The following is a 25,248-nucleotide window of genomic DNA, read 5'->3' as shown; positions in this document are numbered from 1 at the left end:
GCCGAGGGCGGGCATTTCACTTGTCCTGAAGACTAGGTAAGGTCTCTGCTCATGCCAGCCGCGGAAACCACCGGAGGACGGCCGAGCGCAAAGCTCCTCCAGATCCTCTTCTGGGCTGGCGTCGGCCTTGCTCCGCTGGCCGCGCTGCTGTTGCTGTTCGGCGGCGGGTTCGTCCTGCAGCTCGCCGCGGTGCTCGCCGTGCTCGTGGTCGTGCTCATCGGCCTGTCCATCGCCCTGCGCCCCGACAACGACAACGTGCGCAGCGAGATCGAGGACGCGGTGTTCGAGGAGCTCGACACGCTCCGCGACGAGATCCGCGGCGACATCACCCACGCGGCCCGCGCCACGCATGGTCAGCTCGTCGAGCGCATCGGCGTGCTGCACGAGACCGTCGACGCCCTGCGCAACCAGGTCGACCTGATGCGCGGCCAGCTCGAGCGCACCACCCGGGCCGCCCAGCAGGCGGCCGCCGCGCAGCACGCCGGGCCGCAGCCGGTCGGCTCCGCCGCGGTGCCCCAGGGCGTGCTGCGGCACACCGAGACCGTGCAGGTCACCACCAAGACCATGGTCGTCGACCCGACCGACCAGCGCCGCGACGGCACCGTCTACGGCGCCCGCCCCGAGATCCCGCAGCAGCGCCGCCCGATCACCGAGCGCGTCGCCGACCGGGACGGCGACTGGCCCCAGCGCCCCGCCGAATGGTCCGATCGCGACGGCCAGGACTGGCACGAGCCCGCCGACCGGGCCCGCCACGACGGCAGAGACGCCGGCAGGGACAACGGCAGGATCGTCGACGGCGGCCACTGGAGCGAGGCGCCGGACCGCACCGGCCGCGCCGCCCGCACCGGCTGGACCGACCGCGGCGACGACCCAGACCAGGACGACCGCGACCGTGGCGGCCGGGCCGGGGCGCACGACCGCGGGCGCATGGGCCGCGACGCCGCCGACTGGGCCGACCAGTCCGACCGCACCGGCCGTGGCGACTGGACCGACCGCGGCGACGACGGCGACCCCGGCCGGGCCGAGCGCGGTGGCCGTGGCGACCGGGCCGACCGCGGCGACGCCGGCGGGCGCATGGGCCGCGGCGAGTGGGCCGACGGCGACCGGGCGGACCGCGGCGCGCGGGGTGACCGGGTCGACGCCGACCCCGGCAGAGGCGCCCGCGGTGACTGGGGCGCCCGCGGCGACGGGGCCGACGCCGGCGAAGGCGGCCGCCGCCGGCGCGGCGAGTGGACCGACCGCGGCGACGCCGCCGACCGGGCCGACCGGGGCCGCGGTGAGCACGCCGGCCGCGGCGACTGGGGCGACCGGGGCGAGCAGGCCGCCGACCGGGGCGAACGAAGCCGGGGGGACCACGCCGACCGCGGCGGACGTGGTGAGCACACTGACCGCGGGGGCCGGGACGAGCAGCCCGACCGCGCCGAGCGCGGCTGGGGCGCCGAGCGCATCAGCCGGTCCGAGCGCACCGAACGATCCGAGTGGACCGAGCGCAGCGAACGGTCCGAGTGGATCGAACGCACCGAGACCCCTCGCGAGGAGCCCCGCGAAGAGTCATGGACCGAGCAGCTGCTGCGTGAGCGGATGGCGCGGGCCGACGCCGACGGGCCGTCCCGCGACGTCGAACGCGCGGGTGGCCGCCGCCGCGCGCACGACCCGGACGAGGCGGGCAGCGTGACCGGGGTCCGCACCACGGACCGGTGGGCGTCGGTGCACAGCGACGAGCGCGGCGGCCGTGAGCTGCGCATGGGCGAGCGCCGCGCCGCGGTCCACGCCGACGAGACCGGCACCCACGTCCGGATCGAGGACCGCTGGGCGTCGGTGCGGCACGAGGAGTACGCGCCCACCCCCGACGACGACGAGCCCCGCCGGGAGAGCCCCCGCCGGTCCGAGGCCCGCCGGGAACGCGAGCAGCAGCGCGGGGCCGACGGGCAGTGGTCGGAGAGCAGCTACGAGGAAGCCCGCCGGGACGAGGGCGGCACGACCCGCTGGTCCGAGGTCCGCCGCGACCGGCCCGCCCTTGGCGCCGCGCAGGCCGCCCTGCCCGCGGCGCCCGCGTCGCGCTGGCAGGACCCCACTCCCGCCCGCGACGACGAGCGCGTGTCCCGCCGCGCCCGCCAGGACGACGACGAGGACTACGGCTGGAACGGCTCCCGCGACGAGCCCCGCTCCCGTCCCACCCGCCAGATCGTCGACTTCGAAGGCAACGACGACCGCTGGCGGTAAGGCTATTTGTCGACGTCGCCCACGACGAAGAACATCGAGCCGAGGATGGCGATCAGGTCCGGGACGAGGGTGCCGGGGAGCAGCTTCGACAGGGCCTGGACGTTGGAGTAGGACGCGGTGCGCAGCTTGAGCCGCCAGGGCGTCTTCTCGCCGCGGGAGACCAGGTAGTAGCCGTTGACGCCGAGCGGGTTCTCGGTCCAGGCGTAGGTGTGGCCCTCCGGGGCCTTCACGACCTTCGGCAGGCGGACGTTGACCGGGCCGGTGAGCTTGTCGACCTCGTCGAGGCAGGCCTGCGCGAGGTCGAGGGACGCATACACCTGGTCGAGGAGCACCTCGAAGCGGGCGTGGCAGTCGCCGGTCGTGCGGGTCACGACGGGGACGGTGAGCGCGCCGTAGGCGAGGTAGGGCTCGTCCCGGCGCAGGTCGAAGTCGAGGCCGGAGGCGCGGGCGACGGGGCCGGACGCGCCGTATGCGGCGGCGTCGGCGGCGGAGAGGACGCCCACGCCGACGGTGCGGGCGAGGAAGATCTCGTTGCGGCGGATCAGGTTGTCCAGGTCGGGCATGCGGCGGCGGACCTGGTCGATGGCGGCGCGGGCGCGGGTGGTCCAGCCGGCCGGGACCTCCTCCTTGAGGCCGCCGACGCGGTTGTACATGTAGTGCATCCGCCCGCCGGACGCCTCCTCCATGACGGCCTGGATCGTCTCGCGCTCGCGGAACGCGTAGAAGACGGGCGTGATCGCGCCGATCTCCAGCGGATACGAGCCGAGGAACATCAGGTGGTTGAGCACCCGGTTGAGCTCGGCCAGGGCGGTGCGCAGCCAGATGGCCCGCTCGGGGACCTCGATGCCCATGAGGCGCTCGACGGCCAGGACGACGCCGAGCTCGTTGCAGAACGCCGACAGCCAGTCGTGCCGGTTGGCCAGCATGATGATCTGCCGGTAGTCACGGACCTCGAAGAGCTTCTCGGCGCCGCGGTGCATGTAGCCGATGATCGGCTCGGCGCTGAGCACCCGCTCGCCGTCCAGGACGAGCTTGAGCCGCAGCACGCCGTGGGTGGACGGGTGCTGCGGGCCGATGTTGAGCACCATGTCGGCGGTGTCGAGGCCCGCCCCGGTGCCGACCGTCAACTCGGAGGTCATACGGCTAAGCCTAGAGGTCTTGCAGGATCCGCAGCGCGCGCGAGACGTTGTGCATCGTGGCGGTGTCCGCGACGGCGACCCGCTCGGTGAACCAGCGCTTCAGCGGCGAGGAGATCCGGTCGGGCATGACGACCAGGTCGTCGAGTTCGACGGCGAGCGGCGAGTCACGCAGCTCCTCCTGGTCGGTGACCTCGGCGACGATGACGACGGGCACGTCCGTGCTGTTGAACACGTCGGAGCTGATGATCAGTCCGAGGCGCTCCCGGGCGCCCTTGATCAGCCAGACTTCACCGCGCCGCACGGCGCCCGCTGAACAGCTCCGCGTCCACCAGGGCGATCTCTTCCTCGTCGGCGAGCGCGGCGCGCTCCAGGTCGGGCTTGGCCCGGCGCACCGCCTCGGCGTGCGCGGTGAAGATCTCGCGCAGCGCGCGCTCCTGCGCGGCGCGGTCGATCCACGCGCTGAGCGAGACGCCGTCGCGCTCGGCCCAGTGCCGGGCGTCGGCGATGGTCTGATCGGAGAACGACAACGTCACCTTGGCTGTCATGGCCCCCAGTGTACCGCCGGTATGACGAATGTTCATACCCACCGCATGACCCAGTGGTGGCCGCCGAGGCCCGCTGGGTCAATGAGCTCGGCCGCCTCGCCGGCCCGCGCCAAGGCGCGCACGTAGCCGGCCGGGTCGGTGGAGGCGAGCGCGATCGGCGGCCGCCCGCCGTGCACCCCCAGGAGCCGCAACGCCTCTCGCTGCGTCATCAGCAGGTGGTGTACGCCCAGCGCGTCCAACGCCACCGCGACCGTCAGATCGCACGACCCGTCGGGCGTCGCCGGAGTCTCCTTGCCGTCCCGGAAGCCGGTGAGCGTGCCGAACAGCGGCCGTGCCCCGGCGAGGTGCCCGTAGTCGACGGCCAGCGCCAGTCCGCGCGTCAGGCTGCCGACCGCGGCCGCCCAGGCCTCGTCGCGCGGCGCGCCCAGCTCGGCGCGGGCACCCTCGGGGAGGCCGTCGAGTGGCCACCATTCGGCCAGCCAGGCGGCGTCACCCGGCGCCAGCGGTGCCTCGTCGAGGGTTTCCGTGCCGTCGGCGGAGCTCAGGACGTACCGCGGCCGCAAACGCGAGTCGAGCTCCACGATGTCGACCGGGATGTTGTCGAGCCACTCCGTGGCCACGAGCAGGCCGGTGCTGCCGGAGGGGATGGCAGAGGTCCACCCGATCGTGTCGGGGAGGTCCTCCGGGCGGGGTGCGACCTCGACGCCGACGGCGGCGACCCGGGCGGCGACGGCCGGCGGCAGGGCGGCGAGGACACCCCGCAGCAGCTCGCCGCGGCCGGCGCCGACGTCGACCAGGTCCAGCCGCGAGGGGTGCTCCAGGGCCTCGTCGAGGCGCTCCAGCAGCGTGGCGATCGCCCCGGCGAACAGCGGCGAGGCGTGCACGCTGGTGCGGAAGTGGGCGGCCGGGCTGGCGTGACGGAAGAACCCGTCGTCGCCGTAGAGCGCCCGCTGCATTGCCGCCCGCCACCGCACGCCTGTGTTCACAGGAACACTTTGCCTTCTCCCCGGTAGGTGGGGACCACGTCCACGATCGTGTCGCCGGAGACGAGGTGCACCTCGTTGACGTGTTCGCACAGCTCGCCGGCCTTGGCGTGGCGGAAGTACACGCGCTCGCCGAGGCGCAGGCCGGCCGCGCCGGGGCCGACGAGGGGGGTCTGCACCTCGCCGGCGCCCTCGGTGCCGATGAGCTGCAGCCCCTCCGGCAGCCAGGGCAGCGGCTGGCGGGTCGGTGAGGTCTCTCCGGACGCGATCCAGCCGCCGCCGAGGACGGTGGCGACCTGCGGGTTCGGCCGGCGGACGACCGACATCGCGAAGAACGCCGCGGGCTGTGGGCGCCAGCGGCGGTACCCGTCGAAGAGCCACGGGCCGAACAGCCCGGAGCCGGCGGCGACCTCGGTGACCGCCGGGTCCTGCGCGGTGGCCTGCACGCTGCCGGTGCCGCCGCCGTTGACGAACTCCAGGTCGGCGTGGCGGCGGACCTCGGCGACGACCGCCGCGCGCCGGGCGAGCAGCTCGGGGAACGAGCGGGACTGGATCATGCGGATGAGCGCCCCGCGGACCGGGCGCCCGGGCGGCGCGTCGCCGAGGCCGGCGATCTGCGCCTCGTAGGACATCAGCCCGACCAGGCGGAACCCGGCCCGGCCGGCGATCGCGGCGGCCAGCTCGCCGGCTTGGCCGGCGCTGTGCACGGGTGAGCGCCGCACCCCGATGTGCACGCCGCGCGCGGGGCGCCAGGAGGCGTCCAGGTCGATGCAGACCCGCACCGCCCCGGCCCGCTCGCCGGCCGGCACGACCGCGTCGATCAGGTCGAGCTGGGCGGTGCTGTCGATCATGACGGTGACGGTGGCGGCGAGCTTCTCGTCGGTGGCGAGGCGGTGCAGCGCGGCCCGGTCGGCGGTGGGATAGGCCACCAGGATGTCCCCGGACGTGCCGTGCCCGGCCAGCCAGATCGCCTCCGGCAGGGTGAACGCCATGACGCCGTGCCAGCCCGGCTGGGCCAGGGCCCGGTCGATCAGCGCGCGCACCCGCACCGACTTGCTGGGCATCCGCAGCGACTTGCCGGCCGCGCGGCCGACCATCGCGGCGCTGTTGGCGTCGAACCCGTCCAGGTCGACGATCGCGAACGGCGGGTCGAGGTCAGCGGTGGCGTGATCGTAGCGAGCCCGTTGGGCGGCACGTGAGCTGGACACGACTCACCGTACCGAGTCGGCGATGAATATGAAAGAACCTCGCGTCCGTGCGTCGGCCCATATCTGCCCGACACTTCGGGACCGGTAGCGTGGTTACAGTAGGCGCGAGCTGTCACCCAGGTGGGGGGCGTCGACGACGGGAGGTGTCGCCATCGCGAGCAGTGACCTGTCCGGCTTCGGGGAGCTGAAGGCGGTCCTGCGCATCCGGGCGTTCCGCCGGCTGTGGGCCGTCCTGGGGCTCTCGTCCCTCGGCGACTGGCTCGGCCTGCTGGCCGCCGCCACCTTCGCCGCCGACCAGGTGTCCAACTCGACGGCGCAGGGCGTGGCGTTCGGCTCGGTCATCGCCGTGCGCCTGCTGCCGGCGCTGATCCTCGGACCCGTCGCCGGCGTCTTCGCCGACCGGTTCGACCGGCGCCTGACGATGGTCGTCTGCGACCTGGTCAGGTTCCTCTTCTTCGCCTCGATGCCGGCCGCCGCGCTGATTGTCGACGACAGCACGCTCGTGATCGCCTGGGCCGCCATCGCCACGTTCATCATCGAGACCACCGCGATGATCTGGACCCCGGCCAAGGAGGCGGCAGTGCCCAACCTGCTGCCCCGGGCCCGGCTGGAGACGGCCAACCAGCTGACGCTCGCCACGACCTATGGCATCACGCCGGTGCTCGCCGGCCTGGTGCTCATCGGCCTGGAGAAGCTCGTCGTCGTGATCTTCGGCGGCGGCGACGTCCGGCCGCAGGGGGTCGAGCCGAGCGAGGTCGCGCTGTGGTTCAACTCGCTGACCTTCCTCGCCACCGCCATCACCGTGTTCTTCGGCATCAAGGAGATCAGCGGCCGGCGCACGGCCGCCGTCGAGCGCAAGCCCGGGATGCTCAAGGAGTTCACCCAGGGCTGGGCGTTCGTCAGCCGGACCCCGCTGGTGCGCGGCCTGGTGCTGGGCATCTTCGGCGCCTTCGCCGGCGGCGGCGTGGTCGTCGGCACCGCGAAGTTCTACGCCGTGTCGCTCAGCGCCGGTGACGCCGGCTTCGCACTGCTCTTCGCCACGCTCTTCCTCGGTCTCGGCGTCGGCATCGCGGCCGGTCCGCGGATCGTCGGGGCGCTGTCGCGGCGCCGCTGGTTCGGCCTGTCGATCATCCTCGCCGCCGGCTCGGTGCTGATCCTGGCCCTCGCCACCCACCTCACCGTCGCCGTCGGTGGCGCGCTGCTCGTCGGTGTCGGTGCCGGCATGGCGTTCCTGTCCGGCACCACGCTGCTCGGCGGCGAGGTCTCCGACGACATGCGCGGCCGGGCGTTCGCCTTCGTGCAGACGGGCACCCGGGTGGTGCTCATGCTCACCATCTCGCTGTCCAGTGTCATCGTCGGCGCCGGCGGGTCGCGGCACCTCAACCTCGGCTTCAAGGACTTCGAGGTCTCCAGCACCCGCCCGCTGCTGGCGATCGCCGGCATCTTCGGCGTCATCGCCGGCGTCGTCGCCCTGCGGCAGATGGACGACAAGAAGGGTGTGCCGCTGTTCGCCGACGTGCTCGGCTCGATCCGCGGCCGCCCGCTCAGCCCCGACGAGCCCCTCGCGGCCCGCGGGCTGTTCATCGTCTTCGAGGGCGGCGAGGGCGCCGGGAAGTCCACCCAGGTCCGGCACCTCGCCGAGGCGCTGCAGCGGATCGGCCGCGACGTCGTCGTCACCCGCGAGCCGGGCGCGACACCACTCGGCGAGCGGATCCGCAGCCTCGTGCTCGACCCGCCCGAGGTCACCGGCGAGGAGGTGACCCCCCGTGCCGAGGCGCTTCTCTACGCCGCCGACCGGGCCCACCACGTCGCCTCCGTCGTCCGGCCCGCGCTCGCCCGCGGCGCGGTGGTCATCAGCGACCGCTACGTCGACTCGTCCCTGGCCTACCAGGGCGCCGGCCGGACCCTGCCGGTCGACGAGGTGTCCTGGCTGTCGAAGTGGGCGACCGGCGGGCTCAAGCCCGACCTGGTCGTCCTGCTCGACCTCGAACCGTCCGTGGGCCTGGCCAGGGCCGGCCGCCGCGGCAACGCCGACCGCCTCGAAAGCGAGTCGCTCGCCTTCCACGAGCGGGTCCGCTACGCGTTCCTCGACCTGGCCGCCGCCGACCCGAGCCGCTACCTGGTCCTCGACGCGTCCCGGCCGGCCGAGGCACTCGCCACCGGCGTGCTGCAGCGGGTCCGGCACCTGATGCCCGCCGAGGAGGAGTTCGACCTCGCAGAGGCGATCGAGGAGGCCCTGGAGGACACCGCCGAGACCGTCACCGCGCTCACCGGCGACGAGCTGACCGGTCATTTCGACGGCGTCCGGATCGACGGGCAACGGCTCGACGCTGGTCATCTCGGCGCTGGTCATCTCGACGGAGGGCGGCTCGACGGGGACCGGCTCGATGGGGACCGGCTCGACGGAGACAGGTTCGACGGCGATCGGTTCGACGGGGGTCGGGAGACGCGGGTATGAGCGCGGACGTCGGCACGGTCCCGCCGATCTTCGCCGAGCTCGTCGGGCAGGACGACGCGGTCGCGACCCTGACCCGCGCCATCTCCTCGGCCGCCGCGATCGTCCGCGGCGACGTCGCCGAAGCGGGCATGACCCACGCCTGGCTCTTCACCGGCCCGCCCGGCTCCGGCCGGTCCGTCGCCGCCCGCATCTTCGCCGCCGCCCTGCAATGCCCCACGGGCGGCTGCGGCGAGTGCCCGGCCTGCCACACCACGCTCGGCGGCACCCACGCCGACGTGCGGTTCGTGGTGCCGGAGGGGCTGTCCATCGCGGTCGGCGAGATGCGCGCCCTGGTCCTGCGCGCGGCCAGCTCGCCGACCCAGGGCCGCTGGCAGGTCCTGCTCGTCGAGGACGCCGACCGGCTCACCGAGGCCGCCGGCAACGCGCTGCTCAAGGCCATCGAGGAGCCGCCGCCGCGCACCGTCTTTCTGCTGTGCACCCCCAGCACCCACCCCGACGACATCTCCGTCACGATCCGCTCCAGGTGCCGGGTCGTCCCGCTGCGCCAGCCGCCGGCCGACGCGATCGCCGCGCTCCTGCGCCGCCGCGACGGCCTCGACGAGCAGACCGCGGCCTGGGCGGCGGCGGCCGCGCAGGGCCACGTCGGCCGGGCCCGCCGCCTCGCCCGGGACCCGCAGGCCCGGGCCCGCCGGGAGGCGGTCCTCGCGGTGCCGCGCCGCCTGACCGGCATCGGTGCCGCGTTCGACGCCGCCGCCGCGCTCATCGAGGCCGCCGAGGCCGAGGCCGCCGCGTCCGTGGTCGAGACCGACGCCAAGGAGCGCTCCTCGCTGGAGACCGCGCTGGGCGCCGGTGGCACCGGCAAGGGCGCCGCCGGCGCGGCCCGCGGCTCGGCCGGGCAGCTCAAGGACCTCGAGCGGCGGCAGAAGTCGCGCGCCACCAGAGCCCAGCGCGACGCCCTCGACCGGGCCCTGGTCGACCTCGCCGGCTTCTACCGGGACGTGCTGGTCCACACGTTCGACGCGCGTGTCGAGCCGGTCCACGGCGACACCGACGAGCTGGCGGCCGCCGCCGCGCAGAAGTGGGCGCCGGAGAGCACGCTGCGCCGGCTGGAGTCGGTCCTGGAGTGCCGCGTCGCGATCGAGACCAACGTCAAACCCCGCATCGCCGTCGAGGCGATGATGCTCGCGCTGTGGCGCGGCTGAAGTTATCCACAGGCCGCGGCTCGGGGTTTCGCGTCACTGCGTGGTGCCGTACGGTCACCCGGGGGAGGGGCCGACATGGGGCGCGAGATCGACGAGACGTGGATCGAGCAGGCGGTGGAGCGTTATCGCCGCATCGACGCGTTGCTCGCCGAATTCGACAAGGCGGTCACGACCGTCGAGGTGAGCGTGCGTTCCCCGGACGGCCTGGTCGAGGTGGTGGTCACCGCCGACGGCACGATCCGCGACGTGCGGATCGACCAGGTGCGGGGGCAGACCGGGGCCGAGCTGTCCCGCTCGGTCCGTGCGGCCGTCACCGCCGCGACCGACGCCGCCGCCTGGGCCAGGAAGAAGCTGCACGCCGAGACGTTCGGCGACTACCGCTCCCTGACGTAGCGGGCGGTTGGTGGGCGGTTGGCAGCGCACGTGGACACGGCGGGGGGACTGCATGCGACTCGACGATCTGGCCGGCCGGCTGGACGCCGCCGGTGACGAGCTGGCCGGCGCGAGCACCACGATGGCGCTTGCCGACCCGGGCTCCCGGGCGCTCGGCGGCGATGCGCCGGGCGGCCCCGGCGAGCTGGGCCGCGCCCTGCACCGCACCCTGACCACCGCCCTGACCGCCCGCGCCCGGGAGGCCTCGGCGCACGGCGTCCGGCTCGCCGAGACCGCGGCGGCGTTGCGCCTGGCCGCCCAGGGCTACCGGGCCGCCGACCACGACGCGCGGCGGCAGCACCAGCGGCAGGAGGATGCGTGATGGACGCCCTCGACCGGCTCGCCGGGATCGGAACCGACCTGCTGCACCGCGTCGACGCCGCCCTCGTCGCCGGCGGGGCACCGGCCGGTGACCCGCTCTGGCCGCTGCTGCGGCAGGTCGGCGCGCTGCCCGGCGACGCGCTCGAGTTCGGGCTGAAGCTCACCCCCGAGCCGCTGCGGGCGGCGGCGGCGCAGCTGCGGGCCGACGCCGACCGGTTCGCCCGGCGCCGGGACCGGCTCGCCGCGGACCTCGGCACCGCAGGGACATGGGAGGGGTCGGGGGCGGAGGCGTTCGCGGCGCGGTGGCGGTCGCTCGCCGGGCACCTCGGCGACGGCGGTGACCCCGCCACCGTCACCGGCCGGCTGCGGGCCACCGCGTCCTATGCCGACGCGCTCGCCGACTGGTCCGAGGGCCTGCGCACCGAGCTCGCCGAGGCGGTCGCCCGGGTCGCGGGCTCCGCCGAGGCGGTCACCATCCGCGGCAACCAGGTCGACGGCCCGCCGCCGGCGGCCGTGCTCGCGGCGGCGGCCCGGATCGGGGTCCGCGTCCTGCAGCCCGTCGCCGACGCGTTCGGCGCCGCCCGCGACCTGGAGCGGCGCTGGTCGCCGGACCTCGCGGAGCTGCGCTACGCCGAGCCCGAGGCCGCGCCGGCCGGCACCGTCCCCCTGATCACCCGGGTGCCCCTGTAGGTCCGTCCATCGCCTCCGACGGCGGCGGCAATTCGACGACCTCGACGTGTTCCTGTATTCGATCGTGCGGTACGAGGCGGCCCGGGCCGGCGTGCTGACCCGGGCCGCCGTCGAGGAGGATTTTCGTGCCCTTGCCCAGCCCGGCGCCCTCGCACCGGAGGTGGGCCTCCTCGCATACCTGAGCTAAGACACGTTGATCGGGGGCTCCATGAGCCGCAGCGCCATCGGCTTGCGCGGGGCGAACCAGGAGCCCACCGGCTGCGCGTGCCAGCGGCGGGCGGTGCGGTCCACGCCGATCGGGTAGATCGTCAGGGTGCCGTCGGCGCCGAACCGCAGCCGCAGGAACCCCTTGTAGCCGGTGATGCCCTGGCCGGCGAACAGCTCGTTGAGGTTGACCCCGAACTTCGAGGCGATCAGCAGGTACAGGGCGAACAGCTCACCGGCCGCGACGCACGACAGCGGGAAGTACAGCACGATCGCGATCAGCAGCGGCAGCGGCCACGACTGGTCGACGAACGGCAGGCTGAGCCACGCCCAGGTGCCGAGCACCGCGATGCCCACGAACGCGGCGCCGTGCCCCAGCCCGAGGATCCAGTGCTTGGGTCTGCGTCTCCCGGCGACGCCCGGCATCGCGAGGAAGTACGCGCTGACCACGTCGACCATCACCATCAGGAACGCGGGGATGGTGACCAGGCGCTGTTCCGCGCCCGACATGACCCGGTCGGCGGCGTTGACGAAGGCGAGCATCGTCAGGGTCTGCAGCACGCCGAGCAGCCCGAGGAACATGGGGTTGCGCCACGGCACCCGCCAGAACACGCCGAACGAGAGCCCGCGCGACCTGGCCTTGCTCGGGTAGGCCGCCTTGAAGTCGAACCACTGCGACGGGCTGGCGTTGCGCACCAGCGACCGGCGCGGCGGCACCTCGAGCCGCTGCGGCAGCTCGTGCGTCGGATACAGGTACGCGCCCCCGCCCCCGCACGTGATCAGCTGCCGGTCGGCCCCCTCGTACCGGGCGTAGTGGTGCAGGTCGCCCGACAGCATCAGCTTCACGTCGGCACCGGTCGGAGTGATCACGGTCCGCACGAAATAGTCGAGGCTGTCATACGCCTTGCGGTCCTCGTGCGCCTCCACCCAGCTCGGCGACGGCGGGCAGATGATGACCTTGTCGCCGGGACCGAGGCGGGCCGCGACCCGGTTGAAGTACCGCAGCTGCGGGTCGTCGATGTAGGCGCCGGCCTGCACGTCCGTGCCGAGGATCCACCACCGGTTGGGCAGCTGGATCGCGAAGTACGACCGGGACTGGCGGGTCTGCCAGGCACCGATCTTGCCCTCGCCGCCACGGACGAACAGGCGCAGGAAGGCGGTCAGGCCGTCGTACCAGTCGTGGTTGCCGGGCACCGCGTACATGCGGGGGCGCGGCCCGTGCTCGGGCGGGTCGGGGAACGCGGCGCGGAACGGCCCCTTGAACCGGTCCTCGTACTGCTGCCCGCTCGCCGTCGGATAGACCTGATCCCCGCCGAGCACCAGCACCTCACCACGCGGCAGCTCATGCCCCTCGACGCTCAGCGACCGCTGCGCCAGCAGGTAGGCAATGGAGTACGTGGCGTTGAACCCGTCACCCGTGTCGGCGCAGTAGTCGACCCACAGCTCACCGTCGGGGATCTCGACGATCTCCGAGTCCTCGGCGCCCAGCTCCCCGGTGAACCCGGGCGCCTCGCGCATGATCCGGTCCGGCATCGAGTCCTGCAGCTCGCGCTTGTCCAGGTATGCCCCGAACAGGTCGGCCAGCACGACCCGCACCGCGGTGCCGCTGAGCAGCACCGGGCTCAGCCACGGCACGGCCCGCCGCGGAGTGAACCCCATCTGGTCCGGGTCCAACGCGTTCGGCCGGTCACCGACCTGCGCGGCGGGCTTCTCCACGTCGGGCATCGGCAGGAGTGGCTCGCCGGGTTCGGCGGTGAGCTCGCCGGGGGCGGCCGGCAGATCGTCGGGGATCACGCGCCGGACGTTACCCGGGAAACCCCTCGCGCGCGCCCCCGAGGCGTGCCGTACACTTGGTCATCGTTGCCGCCTTAGCTCAGTCGGCAGAGCGATTCACTCGTAATGAATAGGTCAACGGTTCGATTCCGTTAGGCGGCTCGGCAACGACGCCCTGGTCAGGGGATACCTGGCCAGGGCGCTGCCGTTTCCGGTGCGGGTTGATCCGGCCCGAAATCACGGGTTGCGGTCATCGCCGGCAGTGGACCCGGTCAGGACGTCCGTAGTGCGTCGGTCGGGTTGAGGCGGGCTGCTCTCGCCGCTGGGTACGCTCCGGCGAGCGTCCCGATCACCAGTGTTGCGGCCAGGCCGCCCCAGACGCCCGTCACTGGGATCAGCATCTGCCAGCCACGGTAGGTTGCCACGCCGTAGGTGACCGCGGTGCCGAGGAGCGAGCCTGCCACCGCGCCCAGGGTCGACAGCAGCAGCGACTCGGACAGGAACTGGGCGGCGATGTGCCGTCGGGCGGCGCCGAGGGCTCGGCGCAGTCCGATCTCGGTTCGGCGTTCCAGCACCGAGATGACCATGACGTTGGCGATGCCGACGCCGCCGACCAGCAATGCGATCGCGCCGAGGCCGAGCAGCAGCGAGGTGACCGAGTCGGCGACGAGCAGTCGTGAGGCGAGCGCGTCGGAGGGGCGGCTGACGTCGACGGTGCTGGGTTCGGCGGGGTTGGCCGCCCGGGCCAGCATCGTGGCGACCAGCGCGGTGCGGGTGGTGTCCGTCCGCACGTACACGCGGGTCGGGTGCCCGTCGAATCCGAAGTACTCGGCGGCGACCGGCAGGCCGATCAACGCGGCGTGGTCGACCTCCGGCGCGAGCTCGAACGGGCGCAGCACCCCGGCGAGGGTGAACCAGTGCTCGCCCAGCCAGATCCGGGTACCGGGGTCGACGTGGTTGATGCCGAGCTCCGACGCGGCGTCGTGGCCGAGCACCACCACCGGATACCGCACGGTCGCCTCGTTGAGGAACACGCCGGTGTCGACGTGGCCGTCGAGGGTGGCGAGCAGGGACGGCTCGGTGGCGCGCACCTCGATGCCGCCGCTGCGGTACACGGGAACCTGGTCGGTCCGGAACACCTGGAGGTGGCCCAGGTCGGCGGTGGCGGTGACCCGCTGGACGCCTTCGGTGCGGGCGATGCCGGTGGTGGCGTTCGCCGGCAATTTCGACTCGTCGCCGCCGAGCTGGTGGCCGTTGACCACGGTGAGCAGGTTGGTACCCAGCTGGTCGATGCGGGCCAGCAGGTCCGACTGGCTGGAGCGGGTGATGCCGAGGACGCCGATGATGGCGGCGACGCCGATCGCGATGCCCAATGTGGACAGTGCGCCGCGCAGCGGGCGGCTGCGGATGCCGATGGTCGCCAGGGCGAGCAGGTCCGCGGTCCGTACGCGGGAGATCATCCGGCCGCTCCCGTGTCGGCGACGACCCGGCCGTCGCGGAGGTCGACGCGTCGCGGGCAGGCGCCCGCGACGGTGGCGTCGTGCGTGATGATCAGCAGGGTCGCCCCGTCGGCGTGCAGGTCCCGCAGCAGCGCGAGGATCTGCGCGCCGTTGGCGCTGTCGAGGTTGCCGGTTGGCTCGTCGGCGAGGATCAGCGCCGGCCGGCCGACCAGCGCGCGGGCGATGGCGACGCGCTGGCGTTCGCCGCCGGAGAGCTTGCCGGCCGGGTGTCCGGCCCGGTGCCCGAGCCCGACGCGGTCCAGCGCCTCCGCCGCCGCCCGCCGGCGTTGCCGCACCGGCACCGCGCGGTACAGCAGCCCGTTGGCCACGTTGTCCACTGCGGACAGCTGGTCCATGAGGAAGAACTGCTGGAACACCACGCCCAGCGTGTGGGCGCGCAGACCGGACAACCGTCGGTCGGAGAGGCGCTCGACGGCCTGACCGGCCAGCCGCACCGAGCCGGTCGTCGGTCGGTCCAGCCCGGCGGCGAGGTTGAGCAGGGTGGTCTTGCCCGACCCGGACGGGCCGGCGACCGCGACCATCTCACCGGCGCGGACGGCCAGGTCAACCCCGCGCAGCGACTCGACCGGCGGGGTGCCGGGGTAGGTGCGGCCGGCGTTCTCCAGGGACAGCACGACGTCGCTCACGAGACCGGCACCTCCACCCTGGTGCCTTCGGCCAGGCCGCCACCGGTGATCTCGACGGCGCCGGTGCCGTCGTCGAACAGCCCCGGCTGCACCGGCACCAGGTGCCGCCCGGCGTCGTCCACGACCGCGACCTGATAGCCGCCCGCGGGTCCTGCGAGTAGCGCGGTCACCGGGACCAGCAGCACGTTCCGGCGTTGCGCGCCGGCCATCGCGACCTGGACCGGCGCCTGGTCGAGCGTCGGCGCGCCGACCGGCAGGCTCAGCGTGATGACCACCGGGATCGTCGCCGCGCCACCGCCGCCGGGTCCCTCGCTGGGCACGGTCGCCACCGCGCCGATGTCCCGGACGGTCCCGGCGACCGCCTGATCCAGGCCGTGAACGGTGACCCGGACCGGGTCACCGGCGTGGACCATGGACTGCCGGCCGGCGGTCAGCGCGACGCGCACCACGCGTGCGGTCCCCGTCGCCGCCAGCACCGGCGCGCCGGGATCCACGGAGGCACCGACGTCCGCGACGATCTGCCCGACCCGGACCGGACCGGGCAGGAAGACCACCTGGCCGAGCGGGAGCCTGCCGGTGCGCTGGGCCCAGGGCAGCCCGCGGGCCGCCTGCCAGCGGCGGATCGCGCCGGCCGTGGCGTCGTTGAAGTGCCGGTCGACGGTGATGGTGTGCGACGGGTCGAAGCCCAACGCGACCAGGTTCTGCTCCAGCTCCAGGACGTCGTTGCCGTCGGTCATCCCGGCGGCGAGGTCGCGGTAGGCCGGCGTGCCCCCGTACAGCAGCACTGCCGGCACGCCGGCCACCGCGAACAGGTCGGCGCCGCGGCCGACGGCCGAGCCGAGTGCCGCCACGGCGGTGACCACGCCGCCGGGCAGCTGGTTGGCGACGGTGTAGGACCCGTCGAAGCCCAGCGTGCCGGCGACCTGGACGCGCGCCGTCACGTCGCCGCGGGTCACGGCCGCCGTCGTCGTACGCACCTGAGGCGCGGCGACCGGAGCCGCCGCGGGTGCCCGGGTGACCGCCCAGCCGACCACACCCGCCGCGGCCAGCAGTACACCGGCGGCCGCCAACAACCGGGTCCTCATGTCGTGACGATCCGCTTGTCGGCAAGATGCTGCTTGCAGGCGTCGATGCCGGCCATCCAGGTTTCCGACTGGTCCTGGCCCTGCAGCGGCGTTCCGGTGATCTGGAAGGAGCCGTCCGGCTTCGGGTCGGGGAAGTCGGGCAGTCCGTGCGCCCGCATGCACTCGGCGAAGTCGCGCAGCTTCGGCAGGTCGGACGGTCCGATGGACGGGGTGTGCCGGGTGCCGAGCGCACCCATCTGATCGCTGATCGCCCTGCACTCCGGGATCTCGCCGATCTTGTTGATCTGGTCCTTGAGGCCGATGCCGGTGTCGGCCGGCCAGACGAGGCGCCCGCCGTCGACGTCCGGATCCGGGAAGCCCGGGTACCCGTGGTCCCGGGCGCACTGCGCGAACTGGCGTCCGACGTCCAGCATCCGCTGGGTGTTGCCGCCGGCGGTGGACGACGCGGACGGCGCCGCGTCGTGGCTCGGCGAGCAGCCGGCCGAAGCGGCGACCGGAGCGGCCAGCAGTGCGCCGACCGCGAGAGCGACGGCGAGAGATCTGCGTGTCATGCGGCCCAGGTTCGTCGCTCCGAGGGCATCGTCGCGTCTGCCCGTCGACGGACCTCCGGGTCTGTCCTACGACGGATTCCGGCCCGCCGTACCCCACGTACGCTGGGGCGATGCGACGGCTCTGGCTCGATGCGGCGTTGATCCTGCTGCTCGCCGTCTGCAGCCTGATCTGGAGCGATGCGCTGCTGTTGTTCAGCGGCTCGACGAACGACAAGAAGCTGCAGATGTTCGGCTCGTTCGATGCCTGGCGCACCCACGTGCTCTGGTGGTGGCTGGCCGGCGTGCCCGGAGCGGTCGCGATCGTCCTGCGGCACCGCTGGCCGCTGACCGCGATGCTGCTGGCCGCCGGCTCGGCGGGCGCGCACCTGCTGGACCGGACCGTGGCGCCGCCGCCGATGGATGTGGCCGCGCTCATCACTATGTACACGCTGGCCGGGTCGGCCTACTCCCGCCGGGCCGTCATCGCCGTCCTGGCCGCGACGGAGGCCGCGGTGTTCGTGGTGTGCCTGTTCGCCGAGCTGGATGTGGTCGCCAGAGGTCCCGGCGGCGGCAAGGCCGGCCCGGCCACCGCCGACCGGCTGGCCAAATCGCTCCACGCCACCCTGCACGGCGACACCCTGATGATACTGTCCGATGCGTTGAAGGCGGCCACCGTGCCGGCGCTGCTGCTCGCCGCCACCTGGGCGGTCGCCGACAGCGCCCGGACCCGCCGCGCCCACGTCGCCACCCTGCGCGCCCGCGCCGACGACCTGCAGCGGGAGCAGGAGCAGCGCACGGCGCTGGCGGTCGCCACCGAGCGCGGCCGGATCACCCGGGAGCTGCACGACGTCGTCGCGCACGGCCTGTCCGTGATGGTGGTCCAGGCGCAGGGCGCCAAGGCGATGCTCACCAGGCAGCCGGAGCGCACCGAGGCCGCCCTGACCAACATCGTCACCACCGGTCGCGCGTCGCTGGCCGAGATGCGCCGGCTGCTCGGCCTCGTGCGGAAGGACCCGCACGCCGAGCTCGCGCCCCAGCCGAGCCTCGGCACGCTACCCGAGCTGGTCGACCGGGTGCGCGACGGCGGCACCAGGGTCGACTTCCAGGTCACCGGAGAACCGACCACGCTGCCGGCCGTGGTCGAGCTGGCCGCCTACCGCATCGTGCAGGAAGCCCTCACCAACACGCTCAAGCACGCGACGCCGGGCGCGGGCTGCGCGGTCGCGCTCGACTTCGGCCCGGCCGGCCTGGGCGTGCGGATCGCGGACGACGGCGGCCCCGTCGCGCCGCCGCTGCCCGGCAACGGGCTGCGCGGGATCATCGAGCGCGTCCACGCGCTCGGCGGCGACCTGCGGCTCGGCCCGGGCACCGACGGGGGCTTCGAGGTGTCGGCGTGGCTTCCGGTCGCCGTCGGCCCGGTGCTGGAGCCGGTCCCGTGATCCGCGTCGTGATCGCCGACGACCAGGCGCTGGTCCGGGCCGGCTTCTGCATGATCCTCGACGGCACGGACGACATGACCGTGGTCGGTGAGGCGGCCGACGGGCTGCAGGCGCTCACCGTGGCGGCCGGGACCCGGCCGGACGTGGTCCTCATGGACGTGCGCATGCCCGGCATCGACGGCATCGAGGCGACCCGGCGGCTGCGGGCCGATCATCCGCCGGACGAGCCACCCCACGTCATCATCCTGACGACGTTCGACCTGGACGAGTACGTGTACGCGGGGCTGCGCGCGGGCGCGGCCGGGTTCCTGCTCAAGGACTCGCTCGACGCCGAACTGCTGCAGGCGGTCCGGGCCGTCGCGGGCGGGCACAACGTCGCCGCGCCGAGCGTCACGCGGCGGCTGGTCCAGCACTTCGTCACCACCGGACCGCGGATCGCCGACCCTCCCGCCGTCGAGGCACTCACCACGCGTGAGCGGGAGGTGCTGAGGCTGATCGCCGAAGGACTCTCGAACCAGGAGATCGGCCGCCGGCTGATGATCACGGAGGGGACGGTCAAGACGCACGTCAGCCGGATCCTCGCCAAGCTGGCGCTGCGCGACCGCATCCACGCGGTGATCTACGCGTACCAGACCGGCCTGGCCTGACAGGACGTTGACAAGAACAACCGGCGTCGATGGCATTGACAACGGGGGCCGGAACGTCGAGCCTTCACTGCAGGAGAGCGCTTTCTGCTCATGTCCGCGCGGCACGACCCGCGCGGAACCGCCCCTGAGCAGGGAGTGTCAATGCAACCTGTCCCTCTGTCGTCGGCGTTCCGGCGCGGCATTGCCCGCCGGATCGCCACCTCGAGCATCGTCGTCACACTGATCGCCGGCCTGATCGTGGCGGGGTGGATCAGCCCCGCCCAGGCCGCGACGCGACCGCTGTCGCAGGGCCGGCCGGTCGTCGCCTCGTCCGTGGAGAACGCCGGCACCCCCGCCTCGGCCGCCGTCGACGGCAACGGCGGCACCCGCTGGTCGAGCGCGTTCAGCGACCCGCAGTGGCTGCGGGTCGACCTCGGCGCCCCGGCCGCGCTCACCCAGGTGGTGCTGAACTGGCAGAACTCCTACGCCGAAGGCTTCGCCGTGCAGGTGTCCAACGACGCCGTCACGTGGACGAACGTCTACGCCACGAGCACCGGCACCGGCGGCACCCAGACCCTCGCGGTCACCGGCACCGGGCGATACGTGCGGATGTACGGCACCGCCCGGCACACCGCGTTCGGATACTCGCTGTGGGAGTTCCAGGTCTACGGTTCCTACGTCCGGACCGGCTGCGGCGCGGCTGACCTGGCCCGGAACCGTCCGGCGACCGCGTCGTCGACGGAGAACTCGAGCACCCCGGCGTCGGCCGCGGTCGACGGCAACGCCGCCACCCGCTGGTCGAGCGCGTTCAGCGATCCACAGTGGATCCAGGTGGACCTGGGCGCCTCCCGTGACGTCTGCCAGATCGTGCTCAACTGGCAGACGTCGTACGCCACCAGCTTCACGATCCAGGTCTCCGCCTCGGGCACCGGTGGATGGGCGACCGTCTACTCCACCACCACGGGCACCGGCGGCATCCAGACCCTGCCAGTCACCGGCACCGGCCGCTACGTGCGGGTGACCGGCACCGTCCGGCGCACCGGCTACGGCTACTCGCTGTGGGAACTGCAGGTGTTCGGCTCGGCGACGCCGCCGATCCGCGGCACCTGGGAGGCGGAAAGCCTGGACGGGTCCGGCAACAACCCCGGCTCCGTGACCCTCGGCACCTCCGGCACCGAATACCGCCGGGTCGGCGCGGCCCGCTACGCCGACGGGCACAGCCAGCAGGTGGCCGGGCCAAACGCCCGCCTCGTGTCGAACCGGGTGTTCAACGACACCAACGTCAACGTGTTCTCCGAACGCGGCGTGACGCAGTGGGGCAACGTGTGGGGCCAGTTCCTGGACCACACCATCGGCCTGCGGCAGGACAACGGCACCGCGGCGGACATCCCGTTCAACGCCGCGGATCCGATGGAGTCCTTCAGCAACGACCTGGGCGTCATCCCGTTCACCCGCACCGCCGCGGCACCCGGCACGGGGGTCACCAACCCCCGCCAACAGGTCAACACGGTCAGCTCCTACATCGACGCCTGGGCCGTGTACGGCGGTACCGACGCCCGCCTGGACTGGCTGCGCGACGGCTCCCAGGACGGCAACCCGGACAACAACAACGCCACCCTGCTGATGCCCGGCGGCTACCTGCCGCGCCGCGACAGCCGTGGGAACCCGGGCGCCGCGCCGGCGATGCAGGTCGACGGGCGGCTGCTCGGCAATCCGAACAAGGCGGTCGTCGCCGGTGACGTGCGGGCCAACGAGAACATCGCGCTGACCGCGACCCAGACCCTGTTCGCCCGCGAGCACAACCGGATCGTGGGGCTGCTGCCGGCGTCACTGTCGCAGCAGGACAAGTTCCAGATCGCCCGTGCGGTGGTCATCGCGGAGCAGCAGTACATCACCTACACCGAGTTCCTGCCGGCGATGGGCGTCACGCTGCCGGCGTACCAGGGCTACGACAGCAGCGTCGACCCTTCGGTCTCCAACGAGTTCGCGACCGTCGGGTACCGGGCGCACAGCCAGATCCACGGCGAGATCGAGGTCGACACGAACGCGAGCCGGTACACGGCCGCGACGCTCGCCGCGATCGAGGCGCAGGGTGCGGAGGTGACGGTCGACGGCGCCGACGCGGAGATCGGGGTGCCGCTGAACGTGGCGTTCTTCAACCCGGACCTGGTGCCGATGCTCCAGCTCGGACCGCTGCTGAAGGGCATCGGCGGGGAGTCGGAGTACCGCAACGACGAGATGATCGACAACCAGCTGCGCAGCGTGCTGTTCCAGGTCCCGGTCGGCGGCAACCCGGCCTGCCTGGACGGGCCCGAGCTGCCGCAGTGCTTCGACGGGGTGGTCGACCTCGGCGCGATCGACCTGCAGCGCGGCCGGGATCACGGCATGCCGACCTACAACCAGATGCGGGCGGCCTACGGGCTGCCGGCGAAGACCTCGTTCACCGCGATCACCGGCGAGGCGACCGACGCCTTCCCGGCCGACCCGCTGCTGACGCCCGGCCACGAGATCGACGACCCGAACAGCCTCGACATCGTCGCCCTGTTCGACATCGACGGCAACCCGACCACCGTCGAGGCCGACAACGCCACCCGGGTCGTGCGCCGCACGACGCTCGCCGCCCGCCTCAAGGCGATCTACGGCAGCGTGGGCAGCCTCGACGCGTTCACCGGCATGCTCGCCGAGCGGCACCTCGCCGGCTCGGAGTTCGGCGAGCTGCAGCAGGCGATCTGGCGGGAGCAGTTCGCCGCGCTGCGCGACGGCGACCGCTTCTTCTACGCCAACGACCCGCTGCAGGCCGCCATCCGCAGCGAGTTCGGCATCGATTTCCACACGTCGCTGAGCCAGCTGATCGCCCGCAACACCGACATCCCGCTCACCGACCTTGCGGCAAACGCTTTCCGCATCCCCGGAGCGCCGGGAATCGTTGCGGCGGCGGCATTCCAGGCGGTCGGCGATGGCGCCGGTACGCCGCTGGGCAAGACCAATTTGGCAACCTGTGGCAACGCCTATTTGATCGACAGACGCAGATGCTAGCCTCGCCGCAGAGAGCGCTCTCCCGCTCGAAACCGCCGCTCAGCGGGGTTCAACCGCCCCGCACACACACCCGCCGCCGGCCGTCCCGGTGCCGCCACCGGACCGGCCGGACCACCCCATGCTTGCATCCCCTGGAGTCAGCATGACCACAACCCGGCGCGGGATCACCCGCGCTTGCATCGTCCTGCTCGCGCTCACCGGCATCGGTCTCGGCGCCACCCACGCCGCCATGGCCGCCGATGTGCCCAACGCCCCCGAGGAACTCGAACTGGTCGCCGGCAGCGACCTGTCGATCACCATCGAATGGCCCGCCGTCGCGGGCGCGACCAGCTACCGGATCTACCGGGGCACCGCGTCCGGCGCCGAGGGCAACACCCCGATCGCCACGACGACCGACACCGAGTACAAGGACAACAACCTCAGCAGCACGCCGATCTACTTCTACCAGGTGACCGCGGTCAACGCGGCCGGCGAGTCCGCGCGCTCCGACGAGGACGCGTCCAAGACCCCGCCGCCCATCGGCACCGGCGGCAACGTCGCCGGCGTGACCGTCGGCGCCGGCAAGGTCTACTACTGCAAGGACGCGCTGCTCGGCGGCTTCGACTGGTTCCAGACGCTGAGCGGCTGGTTCCCGTCGGTGCTGGGCTCCTCGGGCTCCGACTCGCCCGGCGACCGGGTCGTCGACATGGCCTATGCGGAGGAGGGCACCATGACGTTCAACAACGTCGTCGTGCCGACCACCGGCCTCTACACCGTCGACTGGCGCTATGCGTTCCAGGGCGGCCTGTTTCCGGGCGTCAACAACCGCCAGATGGGGCTCAAGGTCAACGGCGTGGTCATCACGTCGACCCAGAGCTTCCCGATCACCGGCAGTTTCGACGTGTACGGCCACTCCGCGCTGCAGGTCCGGCTCAACGCCGGGGTCAACTCGATCCAGCAGTTCGCGGTCTCCGACCACGGACTGTCCAGAGTGGACCTGATGACGGTCACCCCGGCCACCGCCTCGTCGCCGGCCGGACCCACCAACCTGCGGGCCACCGCGGGCAGCACCAGCGTGACGCTCAACTGGAACGCGAGCGCGAGCGGCAACCCGACCTCGTACCGCGTCTACCGGGGCACGAAGTCCGACGGTGAGGTCCCCACCCCGGTCGCCACCGTCGGCGGCGGCACGACCACGTTCACCGACACCGGCCTGCAGAACAACAAGCTGTACTTCTACTTCGTCGACGCGGTCAACGCCGTCGGTGGCTCGCCGAACTCCAACGAGGTCTCCGTGACGCCGGTGGCCGGCGGCGGCGGTCCCAGCGGCGGTCCCAGTGGTGGTCCCAGCAACCCACCCGGCCTGCTGTCGCAGGGCCGCCCGGCGACGGCGTCGTCGGTGGAGAACGGCGGCCTGGTCGCCGCGAACGCGGTCGACGGCAGCACCACCACCCGCTGGTCCAGCGCCTTCAGCGACCCGCAGTGGCTGCAGGTCGACCTCGGCGCGTCCCACCCGATCAACCGCGTCGTGCTCAACTGGCAGAACGCCTACGGCAAAGCGTTCCAGGTCCAGACGTCCCTCGACGGCACGAACTGGACGACGGTGTACACCACCACGACCGGCACGGGTGGCGTGCAGAACCTCGCCGTCACCGGAACCGGCCGGTACGTGCGGATGTACGGCACCCAGCGGGGCACCCAGTACGGCTACTCGCTGCTGGAGTTCCAGGTCTACGGCACGTGACGACCGTGGGGTGCCGGCTCACAGGGGCCGGCACCCCACGGCGGCTGAAGAACGACGTCCGCCCGGCCCGGCCCGCAGCCCGGCCGGGCTGTCGTCGTGCCCGTGGTCCGGTCGCGCGGGAGCCCGGCACCTGACCGGGTGACCCCGGCGCGGTTGCTCCGTGCCGGGCCGCGGGGGAGACGCAGTCCTGTCCGTCAGAAGGCAGCGACATGCAAGTCCCCCCACGGAGATGAGGATCCGCCGTGTCGGTTCTGGAGCCGACCTCCGGTTTCGACGTCGTACATCCGGACACGCGATTCCCGGTGGTCGAATCGACCCAGTTGGACCCACTACCCAGCCGGCTGTTCCGGCAGGCCCGCCGCCGGATCGACGAGCTGCCCCAGCTCGCGGGCGGCTCGGTCTTCGTGTTCCAGACGAATGACAAGTTCGCCCTCGCGCCGGAGGGGCCAAAGATGCTCGGCTCCGACGTGGTGGTGAAGGCCAACATGGTCGCGGTCGTGCTGATGCGCGCGCACGAGGTGCCGGCCTTCGCGACGTTGTCGGCGACGAACTCGGGCAGCCGCCTGATCCTGCGGGCCAGCTACAACTGTCGGGTTCTGGACCCGGTGCGGGTGCTGGAGAGCGGCTGCTGGGACGTCCGCGCCGACCTGCGCGGCTACCTGCTCAGGGACGCGAAGCTGCGGATGCTCGGCGCGCGCGAGGACGCCGGGCGCAACCCCGAGGTCGCGCAGCGCATCCTCGCCCGGATGTATGCGCGCAACCAGCTGGAGCCGCCGGTGATCCCCGGGCTCGCCGTCGAGCTCATCGACCTGGCGCTGAACGTGCAGCACGACAACGGATGGCTGCCGGGTCCCCGGCGCTCCCCGGAGCAGGCCGGCGAGTTCCGTGAGTACGGCTACCGGACCCGGGACAGCTTCGGGGACGCCGAGGACAACCAGCCGCGAGACAGGTACTGAAACCACAAGGCGGACGGTGGATAGAGGTCATGGGTCAACCATTTGAGGGACAGCACGACACGGACTCGTTGCGGCCGCCGCCCCCGGAGCCGGCGCGCTGGGGTCTCGGCCGAGTGCTGCGGCTGGCCACCGGCGTCCGGGAGGACATCCTGGCCCAGGTGCCGAGCGAGCGCGCCCGGTACACGTCGATGGGTGGCGTCGTCGTCGGCACGGCGATCATGGCCATGCTGTCGATGGGCGCCGCGCTGTACTGGGTGTTCGGCGGCTTCGAGCCGTTCATCCCGGTCGCGGTGCTGGTGTGGGGCATGTTCATCCTCAGCCTCGACCGCTGGCTGATGTCCTCGTCGACCGGCACCGGTGGGCGGGCGTGGGGCAAGCTGTTCCCCCGGTTCTTCCTGTCGGTCGCGCTCGGCGTGATCCTGGCCGAGCCGCTCCTGCTCGGTGTGTACAACACGGCGATCAACGAACGGGTCGCCAAGGACCGGCAGGAGGAGCTGACCACCCGGGAGAGCAACCTGCGCACCTGCAA

The 25,248-nt window shown here is 72.9% G+C and carries 23 protein-coding genes and 1 tRNA gene; 14 read left to right on the top strand and 10 right to left on the bottom strand.

Features of this window, described 5'->3' with window-relative positions; all coding sequences use genetic code 11:
- Window positions 1-51 precede the first annotated feature (51 nt).
- Window positions 52-2,223 (top strand): hypothetical protein, encoded by a 2,172-nt coding sequence (locus AB0K00_RS39180; RefSeq protein WP_363531711.1) that lies wholly within the window; start codon window positions 52-54, stop codon window positions 2,221-2,223.
- A 2-nt stretch (window positions 2,224-2,225) separates the two neighbouring features.
- Here the strand turns inward: AB0K00_RS39180 and AB0K00_RS39175 are convergent, their stop codons facing one another.
- The 5 genes from AB0K00_RS39175 to AB0K00_RS39155 are packed head-to-tail and all read right to left on the bottom strand — an operon-like array spanning window position 2,226 to window position 6,098.
- Window positions 2,226-3,362: an NADH-quinone oxidoreductase subunit D gene (locus AB0K00_RS39175; protein WP_363531708.1), complete on the bottom strand. Its 1,137-nt coding sequence runs from the start codon at window positions 3,360-3,362 to the stop codon at window positions 2,226-2,228.
- Between the two features lie 10 nt (window positions 3,363-3,372).
- Complete coding sequence (locus AB0K00_RS39170) at window positions 3,373-3,663, bottom strand: type II toxin-antitoxin system PemK/MazF family toxin (RefSeq protein ID WP_363531705.1); 291 nt, start codon at window positions 3,661-3,663, stop codon at window positions 3,373-3,375.
- Entirely contained in the window at window positions 3,650-3,907 is a 258-nt protein-coding gene (locus AB0K00_RS39165) for a DUF6364 family protein (protein ID WP_033363510.1), read from the bottom strand. The genes AB0K00_RS39170 and AB0K00_RS39165 overlap by 14 nt, the downstream gene beginning before the upstream one ends.
- Before the next feature lie 32 nt (window positions 3,908-3,939).
- Window positions 3,940-4,863, bottom strand: coding sequence for an SAM-dependent methyltransferase (locus AB0K00_RS39160; protein WP_363531866.1), 924 nt, complete (start codon window positions 4,861-4,863; stop codon window positions 3,940-3,942).
- A 26-nt stretch (window positions 4,864-4,889) separates the two neighbouring features.
- The gene (locus AB0K00_RS39155; RefSeq protein WP_363531701.1) at window positions 4,890-6,098 is read right to left on the bottom strand and encodes an amino acid deaminase/aldolase; all 1,209 of its coding nucleotides are present in this window, start codon (window positions 6,096-6,098) and stop codon (window positions 4,890-4,892) included.
- Between the two features lie 202 nt (window positions 6,099-6,300).
- Here AB0K00_RS39155 and tmk point away from each other — a divergent pair, with 202 nt between their 5' ends.
- From tmk to AB0K00_RS39125, 6 genes are all read left to right on the top strand, one after another.
- Window positions 6,301-8,556 (top strand): dTMP kinase, encoded by a 2,256-nt coding sequence (gene tmk, locus AB0K00_RS39150; RefSeq protein WP_363531864.1) that lies wholly within the window; start codon window positions 6,301-6,303, stop codon window positions 8,554-8,556.
- The gene (locus AB0K00_RS39145; RefSeq protein ID WP_363531698.1) at window positions 8,553-9,758 is read left to right on the top strand and encodes a DNA polymerase III subunit delta'; all 1,206 of its coding nucleotides are present in this window, start codon (window positions 8,553-8,555) and stop codon (window positions 9,756-9,758) included. Before tmk ends, AB0K00_RS39145 begins: the two co-directional genes overlap by 4 nt.
- Window positions 9,759-9,833: 75 nt before the next feature.
- On the top strand, window positions 9,834-10,151 hold the full coding sequence (locus tag AB0K00_RS39140; RefSeq protein ID WP_363531695.1) for a YbaB/EbfC family nucleoid-associated protein: 318 nt from the start codon (window positions 9,834-9,836) through the stop codon (window positions 10,149-10,151).
- A gap of 52 nt (window positions 10,152-10,203) precedes the next feature.
- Entirely contained in the window at window positions 10,204-10,512 is a 309-nt protein-coding gene (locus tag AB0K00_RS39135; protein ID WP_363531692.1) for a hypothetical protein, read from the top strand.
- Window positions 10,512-11,201, top strand: coding sequence for a hypothetical protein (locus AB0K00_RS39130; protein WP_363531689.1), 690 nt, complete (start codon window positions 10,512-10,514; stop codon window positions 11,199-11,201). The genes AB0K00_RS39135 and AB0K00_RS39130 overlap by 1 nt, the downstream gene beginning before the upstream one ends.
- Window positions 11,202-11,247: 46 nt before the next feature.
- Window positions 11,248-11,388 (top strand): hypothetical protein, encoded by a 141-nt coding sequence (locus AB0K00_RS39125; RefSeq protein WP_363531686.1) that lies wholly within the window; start codon window positions 11,248-11,250, stop codon window positions 11,386-11,388.
- On the opposite strand, the gene AB0K00_RS39120 is transcribed toward AB0K00_RS39125, so the two are convergent.
- Window positions 11,385-13,199, bottom strand: coding sequence for a metallophosphoesterase (locus AB0K00_RS39120; RefSeq protein WP_363531683.1), 1,815 nt, complete (start codon window positions 13,197-13,199; stop codon window positions 11,385-11,387). The genes AB0K00_RS39125 and AB0K00_RS39120 overlap by 4 nt on opposite strands.
- A 68-nt stretch (window positions 13,200-13,267) precedes the next feature.
- Here AB0K00_RS39120 and AB0K00_RS39115 point away from each other — a divergent pair.
- Window positions 13,268-13,340, top strand: a tRNA-Thr gene (locus tag AB0K00_RS39115).
- Between the two features lie 110 nt (window positions 13,341-13,450).
- On the opposite strand, the gene AB0K00_RS39110 is transcribed toward AB0K00_RS39115, so the two are convergent.
- The 4 genes from AB0K00_RS39110 to AB0K00_RS39095 are packed head-to-tail and all read right to left on the bottom strand — an operon-like array spanning window position 13,451 to window position 16,960.
- Window positions 13,451-14,638 carry an ABC transporter permease gene (locus AB0K00_RS39110; protein WP_363531680.1) on the bottom strand — a complete coding sequence of 396 codons (1,188 nt, stop codon included), beginning with the start codon at window positions 14,636-14,638 and terminating at the stop codon, window positions 13,451-13,453.
- Entirely contained in the window at window positions 14,635-15,324 is a 690-nt protein-coding gene (locus tag AB0K00_RS39105) for an ABC transporter ATP-binding protein (protein ID WP_363531678.1), read from the bottom strand. Before AB0K00_RS39105 ends, AB0K00_RS39110 begins: the two co-directional genes overlap by 4 nt.
- Window positions 15,321-16,409 carry a peptidoglycan-binding domain-containing protein gene (locus AB0K00_RS39100; RefSeq protein ID WP_363531675.1) on the bottom strand — a complete coding sequence of 363 codons (1,089 nt, stop codon included), beginning with the start codon at window positions 16,407-16,409 and terminating at the stop codon, window positions 15,321-15,323. Before AB0K00_RS39100 ends, AB0K00_RS39105 begins: the two co-directional genes overlap by 4 nt.
- Window positions 16,406-16,960 carry a hypothetical protein gene (locus tag AB0K00_RS39095; protein ID WP_363531672.1) on the bottom strand — a complete coding sequence of 185 codons (555 nt, stop codon included), beginning with the start codon at window positions 16,958-16,960 and terminating at the stop codon, window positions 16,406-16,408. The genes AB0K00_RS39100 and AB0K00_RS39095 overlap by 4 nt, the downstream gene beginning before the upstream one ends.
- Before the next feature lie 110 nt (window positions 16,961-17,070).
- On the opposite strand from AB0K00_RS39095, the gene AB0K00_RS39090 reads away from it, so the two are divergent.
- The 6 genes from AB0K00_RS39090 to AB0K00_RS39065 form a co-directional block, all read left to right on the top strand.
- Complete coding sequence (locus AB0K00_RS39090; RefSeq protein WP_363531669.1) at window positions 17,071-18,378, top strand: histidine kinase; 1,308 nt, start codon at window positions 17,071-17,073, stop codon at window positions 18,376-18,378.
- Window positions 18,375-19,025 (top strand): response regulator transcription factor, encoded by a 651-nt coding sequence (locus AB0K00_RS39085; protein WP_363531666.1) that lies wholly within the window; start codon window positions 18,375-18,377, stop codon window positions 19,023-19,025. Before AB0K00_RS39090 ends, AB0K00_RS39085 begins: the two co-directional genes overlap by 4 nt.
- A gap of 141 nt (window positions 19,026-19,166) precedes the next feature.
- Window positions 19,167-22,040, top strand: a complete 2,874-nt coding sequence (locus tag AB0K00_RS39080) for a peroxidase family protein (RefSeq protein WP_363531663.1) — start codon at window positions 19,167-19,169, stop codon at window positions 22,038-22,040.
- Window positions 22,041-22,182: 142 nt separating this feature from the next.
- Window positions 22,183-23,763, top strand: a complete 1,581-nt coding sequence (locus tag AB0K00_RS39075; RefSeq protein WP_363531660.1) for a discoidin domain-containing protein — start codon at window positions 22,183-22,185, stop codon at window positions 23,761-23,763.
- A 242-nt stretch (window positions 23,764-24,005) separates the two neighbouring features.
- On the top strand, window positions 24,006-24,719 hold the full coding sequence (locus AB0K00_RS39070; protein WP_363531658.1) for a hypothetical protein: 714 nt from the start codon (window positions 24,006-24,008) through the stop codon (window positions 24,717-24,719).
- A gap of 29 nt (window positions 24,720-24,748) precedes the next feature.
- On the top strand, window positions 24,749-25,248 hold a 500-nt coding region (locus tag AB0K00_RS39065), incomplete at its 3' end, for a DUF4407 domain-containing protein (RefSeq protein ID WP_363531655.1).

The organism is Dactylosporangium sp. NPDC049525 (assembly GCF_040676755.1).
Lineage (GTDB): Bacteria > Actinomycetota > Actinomycetes > Mycobacteriales > Micromonosporaceae > Dactylosporangium.
The sequence above is the reverse complement of the archived record's forward strand: the minus strand, read 5'-3'. Positions and strand labels throughout refer to the sequence as shown.

What these genes read in the sequence shown, in the direction of transcription:
- AB0K00_RS39140 (WP_363531695.1), top strand. Translation starts at nt 9,834, where the DNA reads ATGGGGCGCGAGATCGACGAGACGTGGATCGAGCAGGCGGTGGAGCGT.
- AB0K00_RS39095 (WP_363531672.1), bottom strand. Translation starts at nt 16,960, where the DNA reads ATGACACGCAGATCTCTCGCCGTCGCTCTCGCGGTCGGCGCACTGCTG.
- AB0K00_RS39100 (WP_363531675.1), bottom strand. Translation starts at nt 16,409, where the DNA reads ATGAGGACCCGGTTGTTGGCGGCCGCCGGTGTACTGCTGGCCGCGGCG.
- AB0K00_RS39180 (WP_363531711.1), top strand. Translation starts at nt 52, where the DNA reads ATGCCAGCCGCGGAAACCACCGGAGGACGGCCGAGCGCAAAGCTCCTC.
- AB0K00_RS39160 (WP_363531866.1), bottom strand. Translation starts at nt 4,863, where the DNA reads ATGCAGCGGGCGCTCTACGGCGACGACGGGTTCTTCCGTCACGCCAGC.
- AB0K00_RS39165 (WP_033363510.1), bottom strand. Translation starts at nt 3,907, where the DNA reads ATGACAGCCAAGGTGACGTTGTCGTTCTCCGATCAGACCATCGCCGAC.
- AB0K00_RS39145 (WP_363531698.1), top strand. Translation starts at nt 8,553, where the DNA reads ATGAGCGCGGACGTCGGCACGGTCCCGCCGATCTTCGCCGAGCTCGTC.
- AB0K00_RS39110 (WP_363531680.1), bottom strand. Translation starts at nt 14,638, where the DNA reads ATGATCTCCCGCGTACGGACCGCGGACCTGCTCGCCCTGGCGACCATC.
- AB0K00_RS39075 (WP_363531660.1), top strand. Translation starts at nt 22,183, where the DNA reads ATGACCACAACCCGGCGCGGGATCACCCGCGCTTGCATCGTCCTGCTC.
- AB0K00_RS39130 (WP_363531689.1), top strand. Translation starts at nt 10,512, where the DNA reads ATGGACGCCCTCGACCGGCTCGCCGGGATCGGAACCGACCTGCTGCAC.
- AB0K00_RS39080 (WP_363531663.1), top strand. Translation starts at nt 19,167, where the DNA reads ATGCAACCTGTCCCTCTGTCGTCGGCGTTCCGGCGCGGCATTGCCCGC.
- AB0K00_RS39135 (WP_363531692.1), top strand. Translation starts at nt 10,204, where the DNA reads ATGCGACTCGACGATCTGGCCGGCCGGCTGGACGCCGCCGGTGACGAG.
- AB0K00_RS39175 (WP_363531708.1), bottom strand. Translation starts at nt 3,362, where the DNA reads ATGACCTCCGAGTTGACGGTCGGCACCGGGGCGGGCCTCGACACCGCC.
- AB0K00_RS39090 (WP_363531669.1), top strand. Translation starts at nt 17,071, where the DNA reads ATGCGACGGCTCTGGCTCGATGCGGCGTTGATCCTGCTGCTCGCCGTC.